This window comes from Spirulina subsalsa PCC 9445, from assembly GCF_000314005.1.
GTDB lineage: Bacteria > Cyanobacteriota > Cyanobacteriia > Cyanobacteriales > Spirulinaceae > Spirulina_A > Spirulina_A subsalsa.
The window spans coordinates 3,569,065-3,581,968 of sequence record NZ_JH980292.1 but is presented as its reverse complement, the minus strand read 5'-3'; the positions used below and the strand labels follow the sequence as shown (position 1 = coordinate 3,581,968).

Below are 12,904 nucleotides of genomic sequence, written 5' to 3'. Positions count from 1 at the left end.
ACTATGCCTTGGTTTCCTTTTAATCAATATATCTGGGACTTCTGGTTCACTTGGCAAAACTCCACCCTGCACCTATTCTACTTACAAGCCCCCCCCAGCCACTGTCACTATAACCCCGAAAACAGACATAATCAGGCCGTCCTCGGTCATAGTCAACTTACCCCTTGGGGATGGCAAACTATCCCCCATCCTCAGCCCGCTTTCTCCCCCGGAAAACCCGGCACATGGGATGATTTAGCCATCTGGACTGGCAGCATTATCCAACAAGAGCAAAAATACTATCTTTTTTATACAGGTCGCCGTCGTGAAGATGCCCCCCAGTGGACACCCCACGAGTGGCAACGTCCCCAACACATTGGTTTAGCCACCTCGGAGGATCTCCGCCACTGGGAACGATTTCCCCATAATCCCATCTTGCCTAATCCCGGCACTACCGCAGGTTTAGACGGTGTGGCCTGGCGAGATCCCTATATAATCCAAGGGGAAGATAAACGTTATTATGCCTTTATTTGTACTCGTTCAGGATCCGCCCCACTGGATCGAGGGGGGATGATAGTTTATTGTGTTTCTGATCATTTAGAACAGTGGGATAATTCTTCTCAAATTCTAATAGAATCCTCAGAATTTTATCAAATGGAAGTCCCCCAAGTCTTTTGGCACAAAAGCGGTAATTTTAAACGACTTTATTTGATTTTTTCGGCACAAGCGAAAGATTGTTCTGCCCAACGTTACAAAACCGATCCGAGTCAATGTATCACGGGAACTTATTATCAGGTTTCTGAGCCAGTTTCCCTAGATTGCCAAGAGTTACCGCCCTTGATAACCCCAGCTAAAGTTTTAATTTCAGGACTGTATGCCGGAAAATTTGTCCAACCAGAACGAGAAAATCCCGCCCTTTTTTATGGGTTTCATTGGTCAGAAATGGGGGGACATTTTGGTAATGGTTTGTCCGATCCCCTTTGGTTTAAGTTCCAAGGGGATGGAAGCATTAGCAAAGAACGAACTATTTCTCTTTGAAATCCCGACCCAAAATCTTCGGTAAACTTGGGCATTTCTAAGTAGGGTCTGCTGTTCACTTCGTGACGCTCCGCGTTCGCGTTCGCGTTCGCGTTCGCGAAGCGTTGCGTAGCAAAGCGTTGCGTAGCAATATATCCCTCTAAGCAGTGTTACTAGGACTTTCGATGGGGAGCGAGAAAGTGCAAGGTTTTAGTGATCAAGAATCAAAAAGGCTTGCCTTTTTCCGACTCTCCCCTGTTCCCTGTTCCCTGTTTCCCACCCGGAGCAGAGTTATATTGCTACGCAACGCTTCGCGAACAGCAAGCCCCAAGTAGATGAACGTGAGTTTGTCATAGAAGATTTGGCAGGTTTCAATATCGGTAAGTTTGACATCGTAGCGATATTTTTCCGGTTCATGTTTATCCTCACCTACGATTTATTCCCTATAGCCAATCCCTAAGTCGGTTGATAAATCCGCCCAACTGTGTGATCTTCGTTAATCTCAACGACTAAATCCGTCAAAATACTATTATGAATTAACGGACGAATAAATAAATCCGGATGTAAGGAACGCCAAAAATATTCGACAAATTGCTCTAATTCCTCGTCACTCATCCCCCCTTTCCCTTGGGCTTTCATTTTGTGTTCCGCTTCCCTGCGCCATTGTTTACTAAACCGATAATCGACGGGATATAAAATCATCAGACGGTCTAAACGATGCCAGAGGGGAACATATTCCATCAGTCGGTCGTTCATATCCCAGGCAAAGTGCCGATCTTCAGGGGTAATAATGGGGGGGGGAGCCTGATCAAATTCTCGGGGATCGATGGGACGCACTCCCACAAACCAGCCTTCAAATAACACGATATCGACGGGATCAATCATTTCTGGGGTGGCTTTGTCTCCGGCTCCCCCCCAGGCCGATTTGTCGAAACGGGGGACTATAACAGGTTTGCGGCGTTTGGGTTGACGGAGGCCGTCTAGGAGTTCTACCCCAATTTCTACGTCGTGGGTGCCGGGGGGGCCGCGCCAAATTAATCGGGGATCTTGTTGTTGCAGTTGTTGCCGTTGTACATAGGATTTGTAAAGGTCATCAAGGGAAAATCCGACACTGGTATAGTTCAGATGCTCTAGGATAAGGCGAATGACGGCGGTGAGGGTGGTTTTGCCGCTCCCTTGTCCCCCGAGGATGCCTTGAACAATGGGTCTTTCGAGTTTTTGGCGTTCTGCGACTAATTGTAGGGTGAGGGGAAGCCAGAGAATCCAAAGGGTGCGGATGACTTGATTTTGGTCAGGAAACCCCATCTCTTGGCAGAGTTGCCAGACTTGAGGATAAATGTCTGAGAAAATTTGCGATCGCCACTTCACCTCCTCCAAAACGTTAAAAGACGTAATCCCAAAGGCTTGAGCCTGTTCGGAATCCGCTAAAATCTCAGAGGCAAGCTGTTGATAGTCTTCAGTCGTGGGGGAATGACCCGCACACCACCCTTGCAAACAGGTTAAACTGGCTTCAAACGGAGAGGACATAGGGGTTGCTCTGCACAATCAAGAATTGAGTTTGAACGCTTCCAAAAATAAACCGTAGGTCATACCCATTTTGATTGAATTGACAGCATCAAGGAAAAACGTGCGTCTGGCGGTAATCCCAGACCGGACTAAACGACTCCGACTGTAGATAAAACGGCTCAGTCCTTCAATGATTAACATAACAACGGCGGCCGCCGGAACGTCCCAGATGGACATTTGTCCGGTGGTGCTGGGGATAGCGCTGCCGAGAAAAAACCCCACCAGTAAGCCAATAAATACAATAGAAACACGCCGCCACGGGTTATTGATTAACTGGACGGTGCGATCGCCAACTTCATCAAGAATCGTATTAAAACGAGTATTCTGCATAAAGCATCATCTAAAAACCTAGGGTTATTTTACCGTTGTCCCCTCGTTCTGGACACATTCGGCTAAAACTTCCGTTTTCCTCCCCCCAGCAAATGTTTCTGGAGTAAATCCACCAGAAACTCTAGTAAACTCCGCCACTCCCTCGCACTAGCGCTCACACTTTCTTGATGGAGTTGTAACAAAACCTCCCGTTGGGGATGATCCAAAATGTCCGCACTGTAACGGTTCATCACATCCCCATCCAATTGAATCACGGACTGAGCATAGATTAAATCGGTTCTAACTGCTCGCTCAATTGCTTTAGGGGTTTGGGTAGGATATTGATGTTGTAGACGCAATAACGCTTGATTCCGACAATCTAAACTAGCTTTTAATTCGGTCATTTTGCGCAAAGCACGCAGAAAACGACCATTACTTAATAGTTTTTGAATCTGTAGACGTTCTTGGGGATAAGTTGCCGCAAAAGGATCCGGGAGTTGAGTCGGGGGGAGGTTTTCCAAATTCGCGGCCGTTAGCATTTGCCATTTCGGTTGCTGGGGAGACATGGCCTCGGGATCAAAGAATTCCGACGTGGGATCACTGCGTAGTAAAGCATACTCAATTTCTAAGTCTCGTCGTAGGGTTAGGTAGCGATCGCGCAACGACTCATGAACATTCACACTATAAACCGATTGATGATCCACACGGTACAAATCACAATAGGCATCCCACGGGATAAACTTATCCCCCGTAATCCGTTCTACCACCATTGTATTAATTTCGAGTGCCGTAATATCCGTTAATACATCCTGTAAAGACTGGACAAAATCTTCCACCCCCTGATCCGGAGGAGTTAAAATCTTGGGAAGAGATGACTGTGCAGGCGCTTCCCCGTGAACAACCTGTTCCGATGCCGTAGAATTTGAATTAAGAACCAAAATTAGCCTCCGTCAGTGAATTTAATGATCCGTATCTGTGGGAAAAAGGGGTTTTTTCGTCCCTTTCTTTTTATGGTGAATATCAGTCCCTGACATCCCTTGCCATAAATCCTCCTCCATCATTAATAAGTCTTTTTCCAAAGAATTATCCGTGAAAGAATCCCCAAACAAATCCTCATCCCATTCTTCTACAGGTTCTTCTGACGGTACCACAGACGGGGACAATTCTGGAATACTAGACTCCTGTTTTACTTCACTGAATGCTTCTACATCCAAAGATTCCAGATCAAAACTCATATCATCCAGTTGGGGATAAGGTTGTAGTTCATCCACCGTAAATTCTTCCCAATCCTCCTCTACCAAAACATTCAACTCTTCTGAGTCTAACTCAGGCAATGTAAAGGGATCTAATTCTGTTTCTGCTGCCGTGTCTGAAATATCTACAAACTCATCGTTATTCTCATCACTGAACCAATTTCCCCAAGTTTCTGGACTGTCCCCAGATGTGTTAGTCTGGGGATCAATTTGACTCGGGGTTTCCTCTTCTAAACCCAAAAAGTCTGAAGAGGTTACATCCTTTGGGGAAGGTGGAGGAGATGACACCGCAGGAGGTTGTTCTAAATCTTCCTCAATAAACTGCATAAAATCATCCCAGTCTTCCTCATCGTCTGACAGTAAATTAGGATTTAACTCCTCAATAAAATCATCCTCGATCCCGCTTTCTGTATCGAAACTTAACCCGCTTAAAGTGGGAATATCTGAATCTGTCACGTCTAAATTAGGGATAGAGTCCTTCGACTCATCTTCTCCTACAAAATCATCCCATTTTTCTGAAGTTTTTGGTTCTTCAATCAACTCTTTTCTGACACTTTTCCAAGGGGGAGAAGAAGAATCAGCAGCAACGTTTTCCGTTTCCTCTAGCTCAATATTACCCCATTCCTCCTCGCTGACAGGAGTCTCCAAACTAGGAATAGATTCCTTTTCTTCCTCTAGTCCAAAATCTTCCCATTCTTCAAGTTTTGACTCTTCAGATGTGTCTAATGAGGTCAAGAAATCATCATCTTCTAACAATTCGTCTCCTTGACTTAAAAATGGGTTAATGTCTTCGCTATCTTCTAAAGAAAAATCTCCCCACTCTTCCTCCTCTACAGGAGTTTCTGGGAGTTCTAAACTAGGAGTTGCTTCCGCATCATCTCCTACAGCAAAATCTCCCCACTCTTCCTCCTCTACAGGAGTTTCTGGGAGTTCTAAACTAGGAGTTGCTTCCGCATCATCTCCTACAGCAAAATCTCCCCACTCTTCCTCCTCTACAGGAGTTTCTGGGAGTTCTAAACTAGGAGTTGCTTCCGCATCATCTCCTACAGAAAAATCTCCCCACTCTTCCTCCTCTACAGGAGTTTCTGGGATTTCTAAACTAGGAGTTGCTTCCGCATCATTTTCTAAAGCAAAATCTCCCCACTCTTCCTCACTCACAGGAGTTTCTGGGAGTTCTAAACTAGGAGTTGCTTCCGCATCATCTCCTAAAGAAAAATCTCCCCACTCTTCCTCCTCTACAGGAGTTTCTGGGAGTTCTAAACTAGGAGTTGCTTCCGCATCATCTCCTAAAGAAAAATCTCCCCACTCTTCCTCACTCACAGGAGTTTCTGGGAGTTCTAAACTAGGAGTTGCTTCCGCATCATCTCCTAAAGCAAAATCTCCCCACTCTTCCTCACTCACAGGAGTTTCTGGGAGTTCTAAACTAGGAGTTGCTTCCGCATCATCTTCTAAAGCAAAATCTCCCCACTCTTCCTCCTCTACAGGAGTTTCTGGGAGTTCTAAACTAGGAGTTGCTTCCGCATCATCTCCTACAGCAAAATCTCCCCACTCTTCCTCCTCTACAGGAGTTTCTGGGAGTTCTAAACTAGGAGTTGCTTCCGCATCATTTTCTAAAGCAAAATCTCCCCACTCTTCCTCCTCTACAGGAGTTTCTGGGATTTCTAAACTAGGAGTTGCTTCCGCATCATCTTCTAAAGCAAAATCTCCCCACTCTTCCTCCTCTACAGGAGTTTCTGGGAGTTCTAAACTAGGAGTTGCTTCCGCATCATTTTCTAAAGCAAAATCTCCCCACTCTTCCTCACTCACAGGAGTTTCTGGGATTTCTAAACTGGGAGTTGCTTCCGTGTCTTCTGTAAATTCTAAGAAATCTCCCCACTCTTCCTCGTCTTCCTCCATCTCAGAACTATCTTCGACAATTTCCAAGTCAGGAGTAGCTTCAAACGGCGACGAATCTAAGGCAAACTCATCCCATTCTGAATCATCAATTTCCGCAAGTTCTACGGGCTTTATCTCCTCCAAATCTTCGGCTTTTTCCTCAACAATAGACGAAGCAATATCCCAATCCTCAATTTCTAAAAGTTCTGTGGAAGTAGAGGGATTGGTGAGTTGGCTAAACTCTTCCGTTGGGAGAGGACTTTTCTCCTCGTCGGCCGTAGGATCAGAAACAAAATTATCGAGATTTAAGGGGTCTGATGGCGGAACAACGGGAGCGTTGAGGTCTACAAGGTCTTGGTTGATGGTAGGATCTGGCGCTAAGATATCCGGGGTTTCTAAGCTGGAGGATTCCCAGTCTTCAATTTCTAGTTCTTGGTGGGGAGCGGATTCTGTAAGCAGGTTTTCCGGCTCAACAAGGGGGTCTAGGTTGATAATGTGGGGGGAGATGTCTTGGTCGTCAGAGGGGGTGTCTAGGACTTCTGGGGGGGCTTGTAGGCGGTCTATGTCGGGGGTCTGTTCGTCATGCCAAGGGGTTTCGAGTGCCGGAGGATCGAGAAAGTCTTGTTCAAAGTCCGGTTCTGTGCTGTCGGGGGTGGGGACAACAGGACTGGCTGTTTCACGATCTGGGGGTGCTGTCTCTTCGGGGGCAAGTTCTGCAATTTCTGGTGTTACTGGGTCTGGGATTTCGGGGTGCAGGGAGGGGAAAAGGGGGCTAATGACCTCCTGTTCAGAAATGGGTTCTGGGGGGGCTTCTAGAGCGTTTTCTGGGCTTTGGGGGACGTTTTCTAGGGTGGGTTCTTCTGGGGGGATGGGAAGGGGTGGGGGAACGTCTTCTAGTAAGGGGAGGGGAGCAACGTTGGGGTGTTGGATGGCATGGAGGACGGTAAAAAGTTGTTGCAGGGATTGGATATTTTGGCTGATAATGTGATTGCCTTCAATGGCTTGGTCGAAGTGGAAGCGCCGGAGTTCTTGGTAGGCTGAATCTTGGACGAAGCGATCGCCTATTTCGTTCTCGATGTCTCCTTGAATTAGGTTGATGTGAGTTCGCAGACGATCTCCGGGTTTAAGATGACTGGCTGAGATGGTGGGATCGGGATCGTCTTCGGAGGTGGCGACCCAAGTGGTAATATTCAACTCAACGGCTCGACTTAAGGCTAAAACAAAGGCTTCTTGAATTTTGCCTTCTTGTAAGGCCTTTTTAAATTCGTCACTTAATGGCATCACCCTTTTCCTCCTGCTGTGGGGAGTTTGTCCGGTTGTTGGGATGGTGTTTTAGTCGCTGCCAGAATCCAATGGTTTGGCAACCCTTCCCAACTCTCGGATCGTCTCCTCATCTCGACAGTGTACCCACAATTGAGGGGGATCGATCAAGTTTTTCGGGAGAGGGGAGCCAGCTTCACCAAAATTCGGTAATGCTATAACCGAGGTGGTTGAGCATCTGGTGCAGCAGGGGTAAACTTAAGCCAATCACGTTACTGTGACAGCCTTCTAGTTTCTCTACAAATAACCCCCCTTGACCATCAATGGCAAAACAACCTGCACAGTTCATGGGTTCTCCTGTAGCAACGTAGGCCTCAATAATGCGATCGCTAATATCAGCAAAATGAACAATCGTTTGACCACACCGAACCATTTTCTGCTGTTTCTGGTGGTGTAATAAAGCGTGTCCAGTGTAGAGGATTCCGGTGTTGCCGCGCATTTTCTGCCACCGTGCGATCGCCTCTTCCGTTGATTCCGGTTTCCCGTGAATCTCCCCAGCCACGGATAACACAGAGTCACACCCTAATACTAAGGCATCGGGAAACTGGGGGGCGACGATTTCGGCTTTGCGTTCTGCGAGGGTGTTCACCAATTCTACCGGATCCTCGCACTGCACCAAGGACTCATCAAAACCGCTTTTTTGTGCGATCGCCTGAATTCCTACCTGTTGCAACAATTGTAAACGAGCCGGAGACGCAGAACCTAAAACAAAACGAGGAGACATAGGGACTAAGTTTCTAATGTGCACAATAAGAAAAAGGGATATTCAAGATCATTTTATCTTCCCGTCCCTCAGTAAACCACAAAAGAGCGAACCACCGCATTAAATACCCCTTTCACTTGGGACCAACGTCTCTCAACCGTCGATAAATTAAACGTGAATAACTTGCCATGACTGACAGCAACACTTGCAATATTATGACGTTTCTGTTGATTGGCAAAAGTCACCGCATATTCTAAAATATAGTAAGTATTTTTTTCGACTTTTTCTAACTCCGCACTAATTAACTCCACCTCCCGCTCTAAATTTCTTTGATTCGTTACCTTCAAAAAACGATACCCCACCTCAGAAGGAGTCCCCAACTCTCTCAAGGTTTTATCCGGGGGAACATCACTAATAATTAGACTTAAATTCTCACTGTGTTCTACAATATCCCGGAACACCACATCCACCCCCTCAGATGCCTCCTCAACCGTCACCTGCACCCAACCGTTAGGATACTTAAACTCATAGCCTTGATTAGCTGAAACATAAGTCTGTAAATTACCTACCCCCGATGTACAAGCCGTCAAAAACACCAACATTCCCGATAAAAATACAATGATTTTTTTTCTCATAATTGCTCCCCTTTAAAATAGTCCCTTGCCTTTTGTTCAAGAATTTTAATTAACCCATCTTTTCCGTCCATATATTTTTCAATATCTGTAGGATACTGTTGCGCTAAATCTTGCTTAAGTTTACTATAAACCTGTGCATCTTCTGGGTGACTTATTAAATAATCTCTAAACATGAGATGACGTTTCACCTGTTCTGAACCTGCCGGAAAAATATGGACATGATGAGTACGCACTCCCTCTAAATTCTCCTTGGGAAAATATCGACGAGTAGCAATCCCAAATTCTCCCATAGCTTGATAACCCATTCTCTCCATCGCGGCATTATATTCATCCACTTGCTCAATATCCTGCACTTCTACCAAGAGATCAATAATCGGTTTAGCATGAATCCCCGGAATGGCCGTGCTACCCATATGATGAATCGCTACAATATTCGCCCCCAATACCGAGGCAATGTGTTCAGCTTCTGCCACAAACATTTCCCCCCATTGGGGATTATAAGCCACCACTTCAACCTTTCTCATATTCAGCAAAAATCATCCTAGATTGAACAAAAATAAGGGCGTATATATACGCCCTTGTCGCGAGATTGAAGTTAGAATCTTAATAACCTAGGGAATGATTGCCTAAGAAATAGAGAAAGCAATAAAAATTACACCAGAGACTAAGGCCAATGCGGCAGCACCCGCAATGATATAGTTTCGTTGTTCTTTCTTGGAAGGAGGTTCAGCAACATACATTTTAGGTTCTGCTGCAAAGTTGTTGAGCCGGCCGCCTTCTTCTTGGGTATAGGGCATTTGTTAAAACCTCTTGTCTACGTCAAATTCCGCCATTTTGGGGCAGTTTAGAGCAGTTTTGTTATGCGTAACAAATCTTTACATTGATTGTAACGCAAAAGAGGACAAATGCAACCTCTGGCCTTAAACAATTGTCCCGGTGAGGGGTGAACTTGCGCTGGCGTAGGCTTTACAGGGGATGCGTCCGGCGAGGTAGGCCAAGCGTCCGGCGCGGGTGGCTTGTCCCATTGCTTCGGCCATAAAGACGGGATTTTGTGCTAAGGCGATCGCACTATTAATTAATAACGCATCCGCCCCCAACTCCATCGCCGCCGCCGCCTCACTCGGAGTTCCAATCCCCGCATCTACCACCACCGGGATTTTAGCCTGCTCAACAATAATGCGAATATTATCAATATTGCGAATCCCCATCCCGGACCCAATGGGAGAACCTAGCGGCATCACCGTAACACAGCCAGCGTCCTCTAGATGGCGCGCTAACAGGGGGTCAGCGTTAATGTAGGGTAAAACAGCAAAACCTTCCTTAACTAGCTGTTGGGCGGCTTCTAGAGTGCCGATGGGATCCGGTAACAGATACTTGGCATCAGGGATGACTTCCAACTTGATGAAATTATTGTCCTCCTGACCCAATAACTTCGCCATTTCTCGCCCCAAACGGGCTACCCGCACCGCCTCCTCCGCCGTTTTACAGCCTGCGGTATTGGGCAACATCCAAATTTTGCCCCAATCAATAGCCTCGGCCAAGCCTTCATGACCGGGGGCCTGGGTTTGGACTCGTCGCACAGCAACCGTAACAATTTCACAGCCACTGGCCGCGATACTTTGCTGCATCACTTCTAAACTGGGATATTTCCCCGTCCCCGTCATCAAGCGGGAGCTAAAGGTGCGCCCAGCAATCACTAAAGATTGATCGGTAAACGTAGAGAGTTCTGTAGGTTGGGGGTTTAGGGTACTCGCAGATGACATAATTTTCTAAGTCCGAATACGGATCATGCAATTAGCTATTGTACAGTCGGGCGTGGGGAATAGGGAATGGGCAATTGATTCCCTAGTCCAAAATTCGGACTTCAATCACCGTGCCGCGAAAATTGTATTCTGGCGCATCCAATTCAATAGGAGTTCCCACTTTTACCTGACTATTTCCCAAAACCGGACCATTGGACGTTATTTGTGCATTCCCGCCCAAGGTAATTATCATATCTGCACTATATTCAAAAGGTCGGGGGTCTGGTAGAGCGGCGGCGGAACCATCGGGCTGAGGGATAACAACTTGTCGTTCTAGGGGCGTAACGCTCTTGATTTCTGCGGAACCACTGGGTTGATTTCGTAAGACAATATTGGTGCTTTCCTTAGCGGCTAATGTTTCAATAAAGTCTAGGGGATTCCGGACACTTAACCCCCGCACAATGACATCCACTTCAATGGGTTGACCACTTCCCCCTTGTGCCAAAGGACTAGGACTGCCGGGGATGAAGAAAATGCCAATAATGACCAGTAAAATCACCACAGCCGCCCCAAAATCGAGGATGCTGAGTTTACCGAATAAACGACCTTTGGAATCTAGAATATTCATGGAGCATTGAGTCTTGAACGCTAAACCTAAAGATTATATAGCAATCCTATCGGGAATCTTCGCAGGACTCCAGCCCTCGCTGTTGGCGAAGCCTGCCGCAGGCCTAAGCTTGGCTAGGGGTTTTGTTTTCCCTCAGATGCTCAAAAATTGCCTCTGCCTTCCAATTAATATGGTGAAAGCCATCCGAAATGTTTCCGATTGTACTTTATGATTACTCGTCGCGGTTTTTTACGTCATAGTGTGGCCTTCAGTGCAGGGGCGGCTCTTGCCCCGATCCTAACAGGGTGTGGGGCAGATAATGCCTTAACGTTGCGGATTCAACTCTTAAATCGTTCTTTGCCTCTGCGCTTAATTGGGCAGTTTCGCAAAAGTTTACCGACGGGCAATCGTTTGGCCGTGGTGCCAGAAGCCCAATTAGCCCAAATCTTTGACTTGTTGAAAACTTGGCAGACTATCGCCCAAGGGGAGGAAGTGAATCAACCTTGGTGGAATCAGATTCCTGTGGTGGGGAAACCGCTCCCCAGTCCCGCCAATTTGGTCAGTTTGGGGGATGTTTGGCTCAAATCGGCCATTAAACAGAATTTTATTCAACCCTTCCGTGAGGTGGAACAGTGGCAAGGCTGGGACAATCTGCCCACGCCTTGGCAAAATGTGGTGAGACGCAATGGAGAGGGTCATTATGATGGACAAGGGGAGATTTGGGGCGCACCCTATCGGTGGGGGAATACTTTAATTGCTTATCATCAAGATGCTCTGAGGTCGCTAAAATGGACTCCCCAAGATTGGGGGGATCTCTGGCATCCGGATTTACGCGATCGCCTCACCGTCATCAACCAACCGCGAGAAATCATCGGCCTGACCCTGAAAAAACTCGGATACTCCTACAATACCCCCGACCTCAACGCCGTCCCCGAACTCCTCCCGGAACTGAAAAAACTCGCCCAACAAATTAAATTTTATAGTTCCACCCACTACCTACAACCCCTTGTGATCAAAGATGCTTGGGTCGCCGTGGGCTGGTCATCGGACATCCTCCCCCTCATGCGGCAACATCCCCAAATTAAAGCCGTCGTTCCGGCCTCGGGAACAGCGCGCTGGGTGGATTTATGGGTCAAACCCCAAGGGACTAACAACCCTGCCCTTGACCCCCTCCTGCAACAATGGGTTGAGTTCTACTGGCAAAACCCCTCCGCCCAAAATATCACCCTCAACACCAGTGGCACCTCTCCCATCCTCCTCACCCGCGACCGTTCCACCCTACCCCCCGACCTCCAAGACCAACCCCTCCGTCTCCCCCCTGCTGAAGTGATCGAGAATAGCGAGTTTTTATTACCGCTTCCAGACTCCACAGGTCAACAATATGAGGAATTTTGGCGAGCCATGCGCACTGCAAACCTCCATACAACCTCCCCCAGTTGAGCCGCCAGAAAAGCCCCCCCATCTACGGATGGGTTGAGGATTCATCCCCCGGTGAACCTCTAGCAGACGCTCTCCCAACAGTCCTCTTGCTCTATTTCCGATAGAATGGGGAAAACCTATAAGTATGGGACATTTTTTTAATCATGAGTCCAGAAATTATCAGCCTCTTGGTTCAGAGCCTTTCTAATTTTCTCTATATCTACTCTCTCCTGTTGTTGGTGCGGGTGTTACTCAGTTGGTTTCAAACCGCCGCTTGGGCCCAGCAAACCATGTCATTCCTTAGCCCCATCACAGACCCCTACTTAAATATCTTCCGCTCGTTTATCCCCCCCCTGGGTGGTCTGGATTTATCCCCCATGTTGGCCTTTCTGGTGTTAGGTTGGGTCGGCCCAGTGATTATTCAGGTACTGGGTCAACTCCTCTACAGTTTTGCCCGCTTCTAGAGCCTCTGTTGCTCC

The 12,904-nt window shown here is 47.2% G+C and carries 12 protein-coding genes and 2 pseudogenes; 3 read left to right on the top strand and 11 right to left on the bottom strand.

The genetic code is table 11. From position 1 onward, the window contains the following. Nucleotides 1-3 precede the first annotated feature (3 nt). Entirely contained in the window at nucleotides 4-1,017 is a 1,014-nt protein-coding gene (locus SPI9445_RS0116285) for a glycoside hydrolase family protein (RefSeq protein WP_017305840.1), read from the top strand. Between the two features lie 307 nt (nucleotides 1,018-1,324). Here the strand turns inward: SPI9445_RS0116285 and SPI9445_RS32185 are convergent. The 11 genes and pseudogenes from SPI9445_RS32185 to SPI9445_RS0116235 all read right to left on the bottom strand — a co-directional run. Next, nucleotides 1,325-1,432, bottom strand: a pseudogene (locus SPI9445_RS32185) (Rpn family recombination-promoting nuclease/putative transposase); the annotation flags it as partial. A 20-nt stretch (nucleotides 1,433-1,452) separates the two neighbouring features. Then, nucleotides 1,453-2,523: a hypothetical protein gene (locus SPI9445_RS0116280; protein WP_017305839.1), complete on the bottom strand. Its 1,071-nt coding sequence runs from the start codon at nucleotides 2,521-2,523 to the stop codon at nucleotides 1,453-1,455. 18 nt (nucleotides 2,524-2,541) lie between these two features. After that, a complete protein-coding gene (locus tag SPI9445_RS0116275; protein ID WP_017305838.1) occupies nucleotides 2,542-2,892 on the bottom strand; it encodes a DUF565 domain-containing protein in 351 nt (116 codons plus the stop codon). A gap of 62 nt (nucleotides 2,893-2,954) precedes the next feature. Then, a complete protein-coding gene (locus tag SPI9445_RS0116270; RefSeq protein ID WP_202803715.1) occupies nucleotides 2,955-3,809 on the bottom strand; it encodes a hypothetical protein in 855 nt (284 codons plus the stop codon). Between the two features lie 21 nt (nucleotides 3,810-3,830). After that, nucleotides 3,831-7,280: a hypothetical protein gene (locus tag SPI9445_RS27720; RefSeq protein ID WP_017305836.1), complete on the bottom strand. Its 3,450-nt coding sequence runs from the start codon at nucleotides 7,278-7,280 to the stop codon at nucleotides 3,831-3,833. A gap of 175 nt (nucleotides 7,281-7,455) precedes the next feature. After that, the gene (locus tag SPI9445_RS0116260; protein ID WP_017305835.1) at nucleotides 7,456-8,043 is read right to left on the bottom strand and encodes a Maf family protein; all 588 of its coding nucleotides are present in this window, start codon (nucleotides 8,041-8,043) and stop codon (nucleotides 7,456-7,458) included. 68 nt (nucleotides 8,044-8,111) lie between these two features. Next, on the bottom strand, nucleotides 8,112-8,657 hold the full coding sequence (gene psbP, locus SPI9445_RS0116255) for a photosystem II reaction center PsbP (RefSeq protein WP_017305834.1): 546 nt from the start codon (nucleotides 8,655-8,657) through the stop codon (nucleotides 8,112-8,114). Further along, nucleotides 8,654-9,181 (bottom strand): GrpB family protein, encoded by a 528-nt coding sequence (locus SPI9445_RS0116250; RefSeq protein WP_026079856.1) that lies wholly within the window; start codon nucleotides 9,179-9,181, stop codon nucleotides 8,654-8,656. The genes psbP and SPI9445_RS0116250 overlap by 4 nt, the downstream gene beginning before the upstream one ends. A gap of 102 nt (nucleotides 9,182-9,283) precedes the next feature. Beyond that, on the bottom strand, nucleotides 9,284-9,454 hold the full coding sequence (gene psb34 / locus SPI9445_RS30695; RefSeq protein WP_017305832.1) for a photosystem II assembly protein Psb34: 171 nt from the start codon (nucleotides 9,452-9,454) through the stop codon (nucleotides 9,284-9,286). A gap of 123 nt (nucleotides 9,455-9,577) precedes the next feature. Continuing rightward, nucleotides 9,578-10,357, bottom strand: a pseudogene (locus SPI9445_RS0116240) (HisA/HisF-related TIM barrel protein); the annotation flags it as partial. A gap of 145 nt (nucleotides 10,358-10,502) precedes the next feature. Further along, the gene (locus SPI9445_RS0116235; protein ID WP_017305830.1) at nucleotides 10,503-11,027 is read right to left on the bottom strand and encodes a DUF4330 domain-containing protein; all 525 of its coding nucleotides are present in this window, start codon (nucleotides 11,025-11,027) and stop codon (nucleotides 10,503-10,505) included. A gap of 207 nt (nucleotides 11,028-11,234) precedes the next feature. Between SPI9445_RS0116235 and SPI9445_RS0116230 the strand changes: the two genes are divergently transcribed. Further along, nucleotides 11,235-12,446, top strand: coding sequence for an extracellular solute-binding protein (locus tag SPI9445_RS0116230; RefSeq protein WP_017305829.1), 1,212 nt, complete (start codon nucleotides 11,235-11,237; stop codon nucleotides 12,444-12,446). A gap of 143 nt (nucleotides 12,447-12,589) precedes the next feature. Next, nucleotides 12,590-12,889, top strand: coding sequence for a YggT family protein (locus SPI9445_RS0116225; protein WP_017305828.1), 300 nt, complete (start codon nucleotides 12,590-12,592; stop codon nucleotides 12,887-12,889). Nucleotides 12,890-12,904 lie beyond the last annotated feature (15 nt).

Coding starts and splice junctions, on each gene's coding strand:
- SPI9445_RS0116280 (WP_017305839.1), bottom strand. CDS start 2,523: ATGTCCTCTCCGTTTGAAGCCAGTTTAACCTGTTTGCAAGGGTGGTGT.
- SPI9445_RS0116285 (WP_017305840.1), top strand. CDS start 4: ATGCCTTGGTTTCCTTTTAATCAATATATCTGGGACTTCTGGTTCACT.
- SPI9445_RS0116275 (WP_017305838.1), bottom strand. CDS start 2,892: ATGCAGAATACTCGTTTTAATACGATTCTTGATGAAGTTGGCGATCGC.
- psb34 (WP_017305832.1), bottom strand. CDS start 9,454: ATGCCCTATACCCAAGAAGAAGGCGGCCGGCTCAACAACTTTGCAGCA.
- SPI9445_RS0116260 (WP_017305835.1), bottom strand. CDS start 8,043: ATGTCTCCTCGTTTTGTTTTAGGTTCTGCGTCTCCGGCTCGTTTACAA.
- SPI9445_RS0116250 (WP_026079856.1), bottom strand. CDS start 9,181: ATGAGAAAGGTTGAAGTGGTGGCTTATAATCCCCAATGGGGGGAAATG.
- SPI9445_RS0116235 (WP_017305830.1), bottom strand. CDS start 11,027: ATGAATATTCTAGATTCCAAAGGTCGTTTATTCGGTAAACTCAGCATC.
- SPI9445_RS27720 (WP_017305836.1), bottom strand. CDS start 7,280: ATGCCATTAAGTGACGAATTTAAAAAGGCCTTACAAGAAGGCAAAATT.
- SPI9445_RS0116230 (WP_017305829.1), top strand. CDS start 11,235: ATGATTACTCGTCGCGGTTTTTTACGTCATAGTGTGGCCTTCAGTGCA.
- psbP (WP_017305834.1), bottom strand. CDS start 8,657: ATGAGAAAAAAAATCATTGTATTTTTATCGGGAATGTTGGTGTTTTTG.
- SPI9445_RS0116225 (WP_017305828.1), top strand. CDS start 12,590: ATGAGTCCAGAAATTATCAGCCTCTTGGTTCAGAGCCTTTCTAATTTT.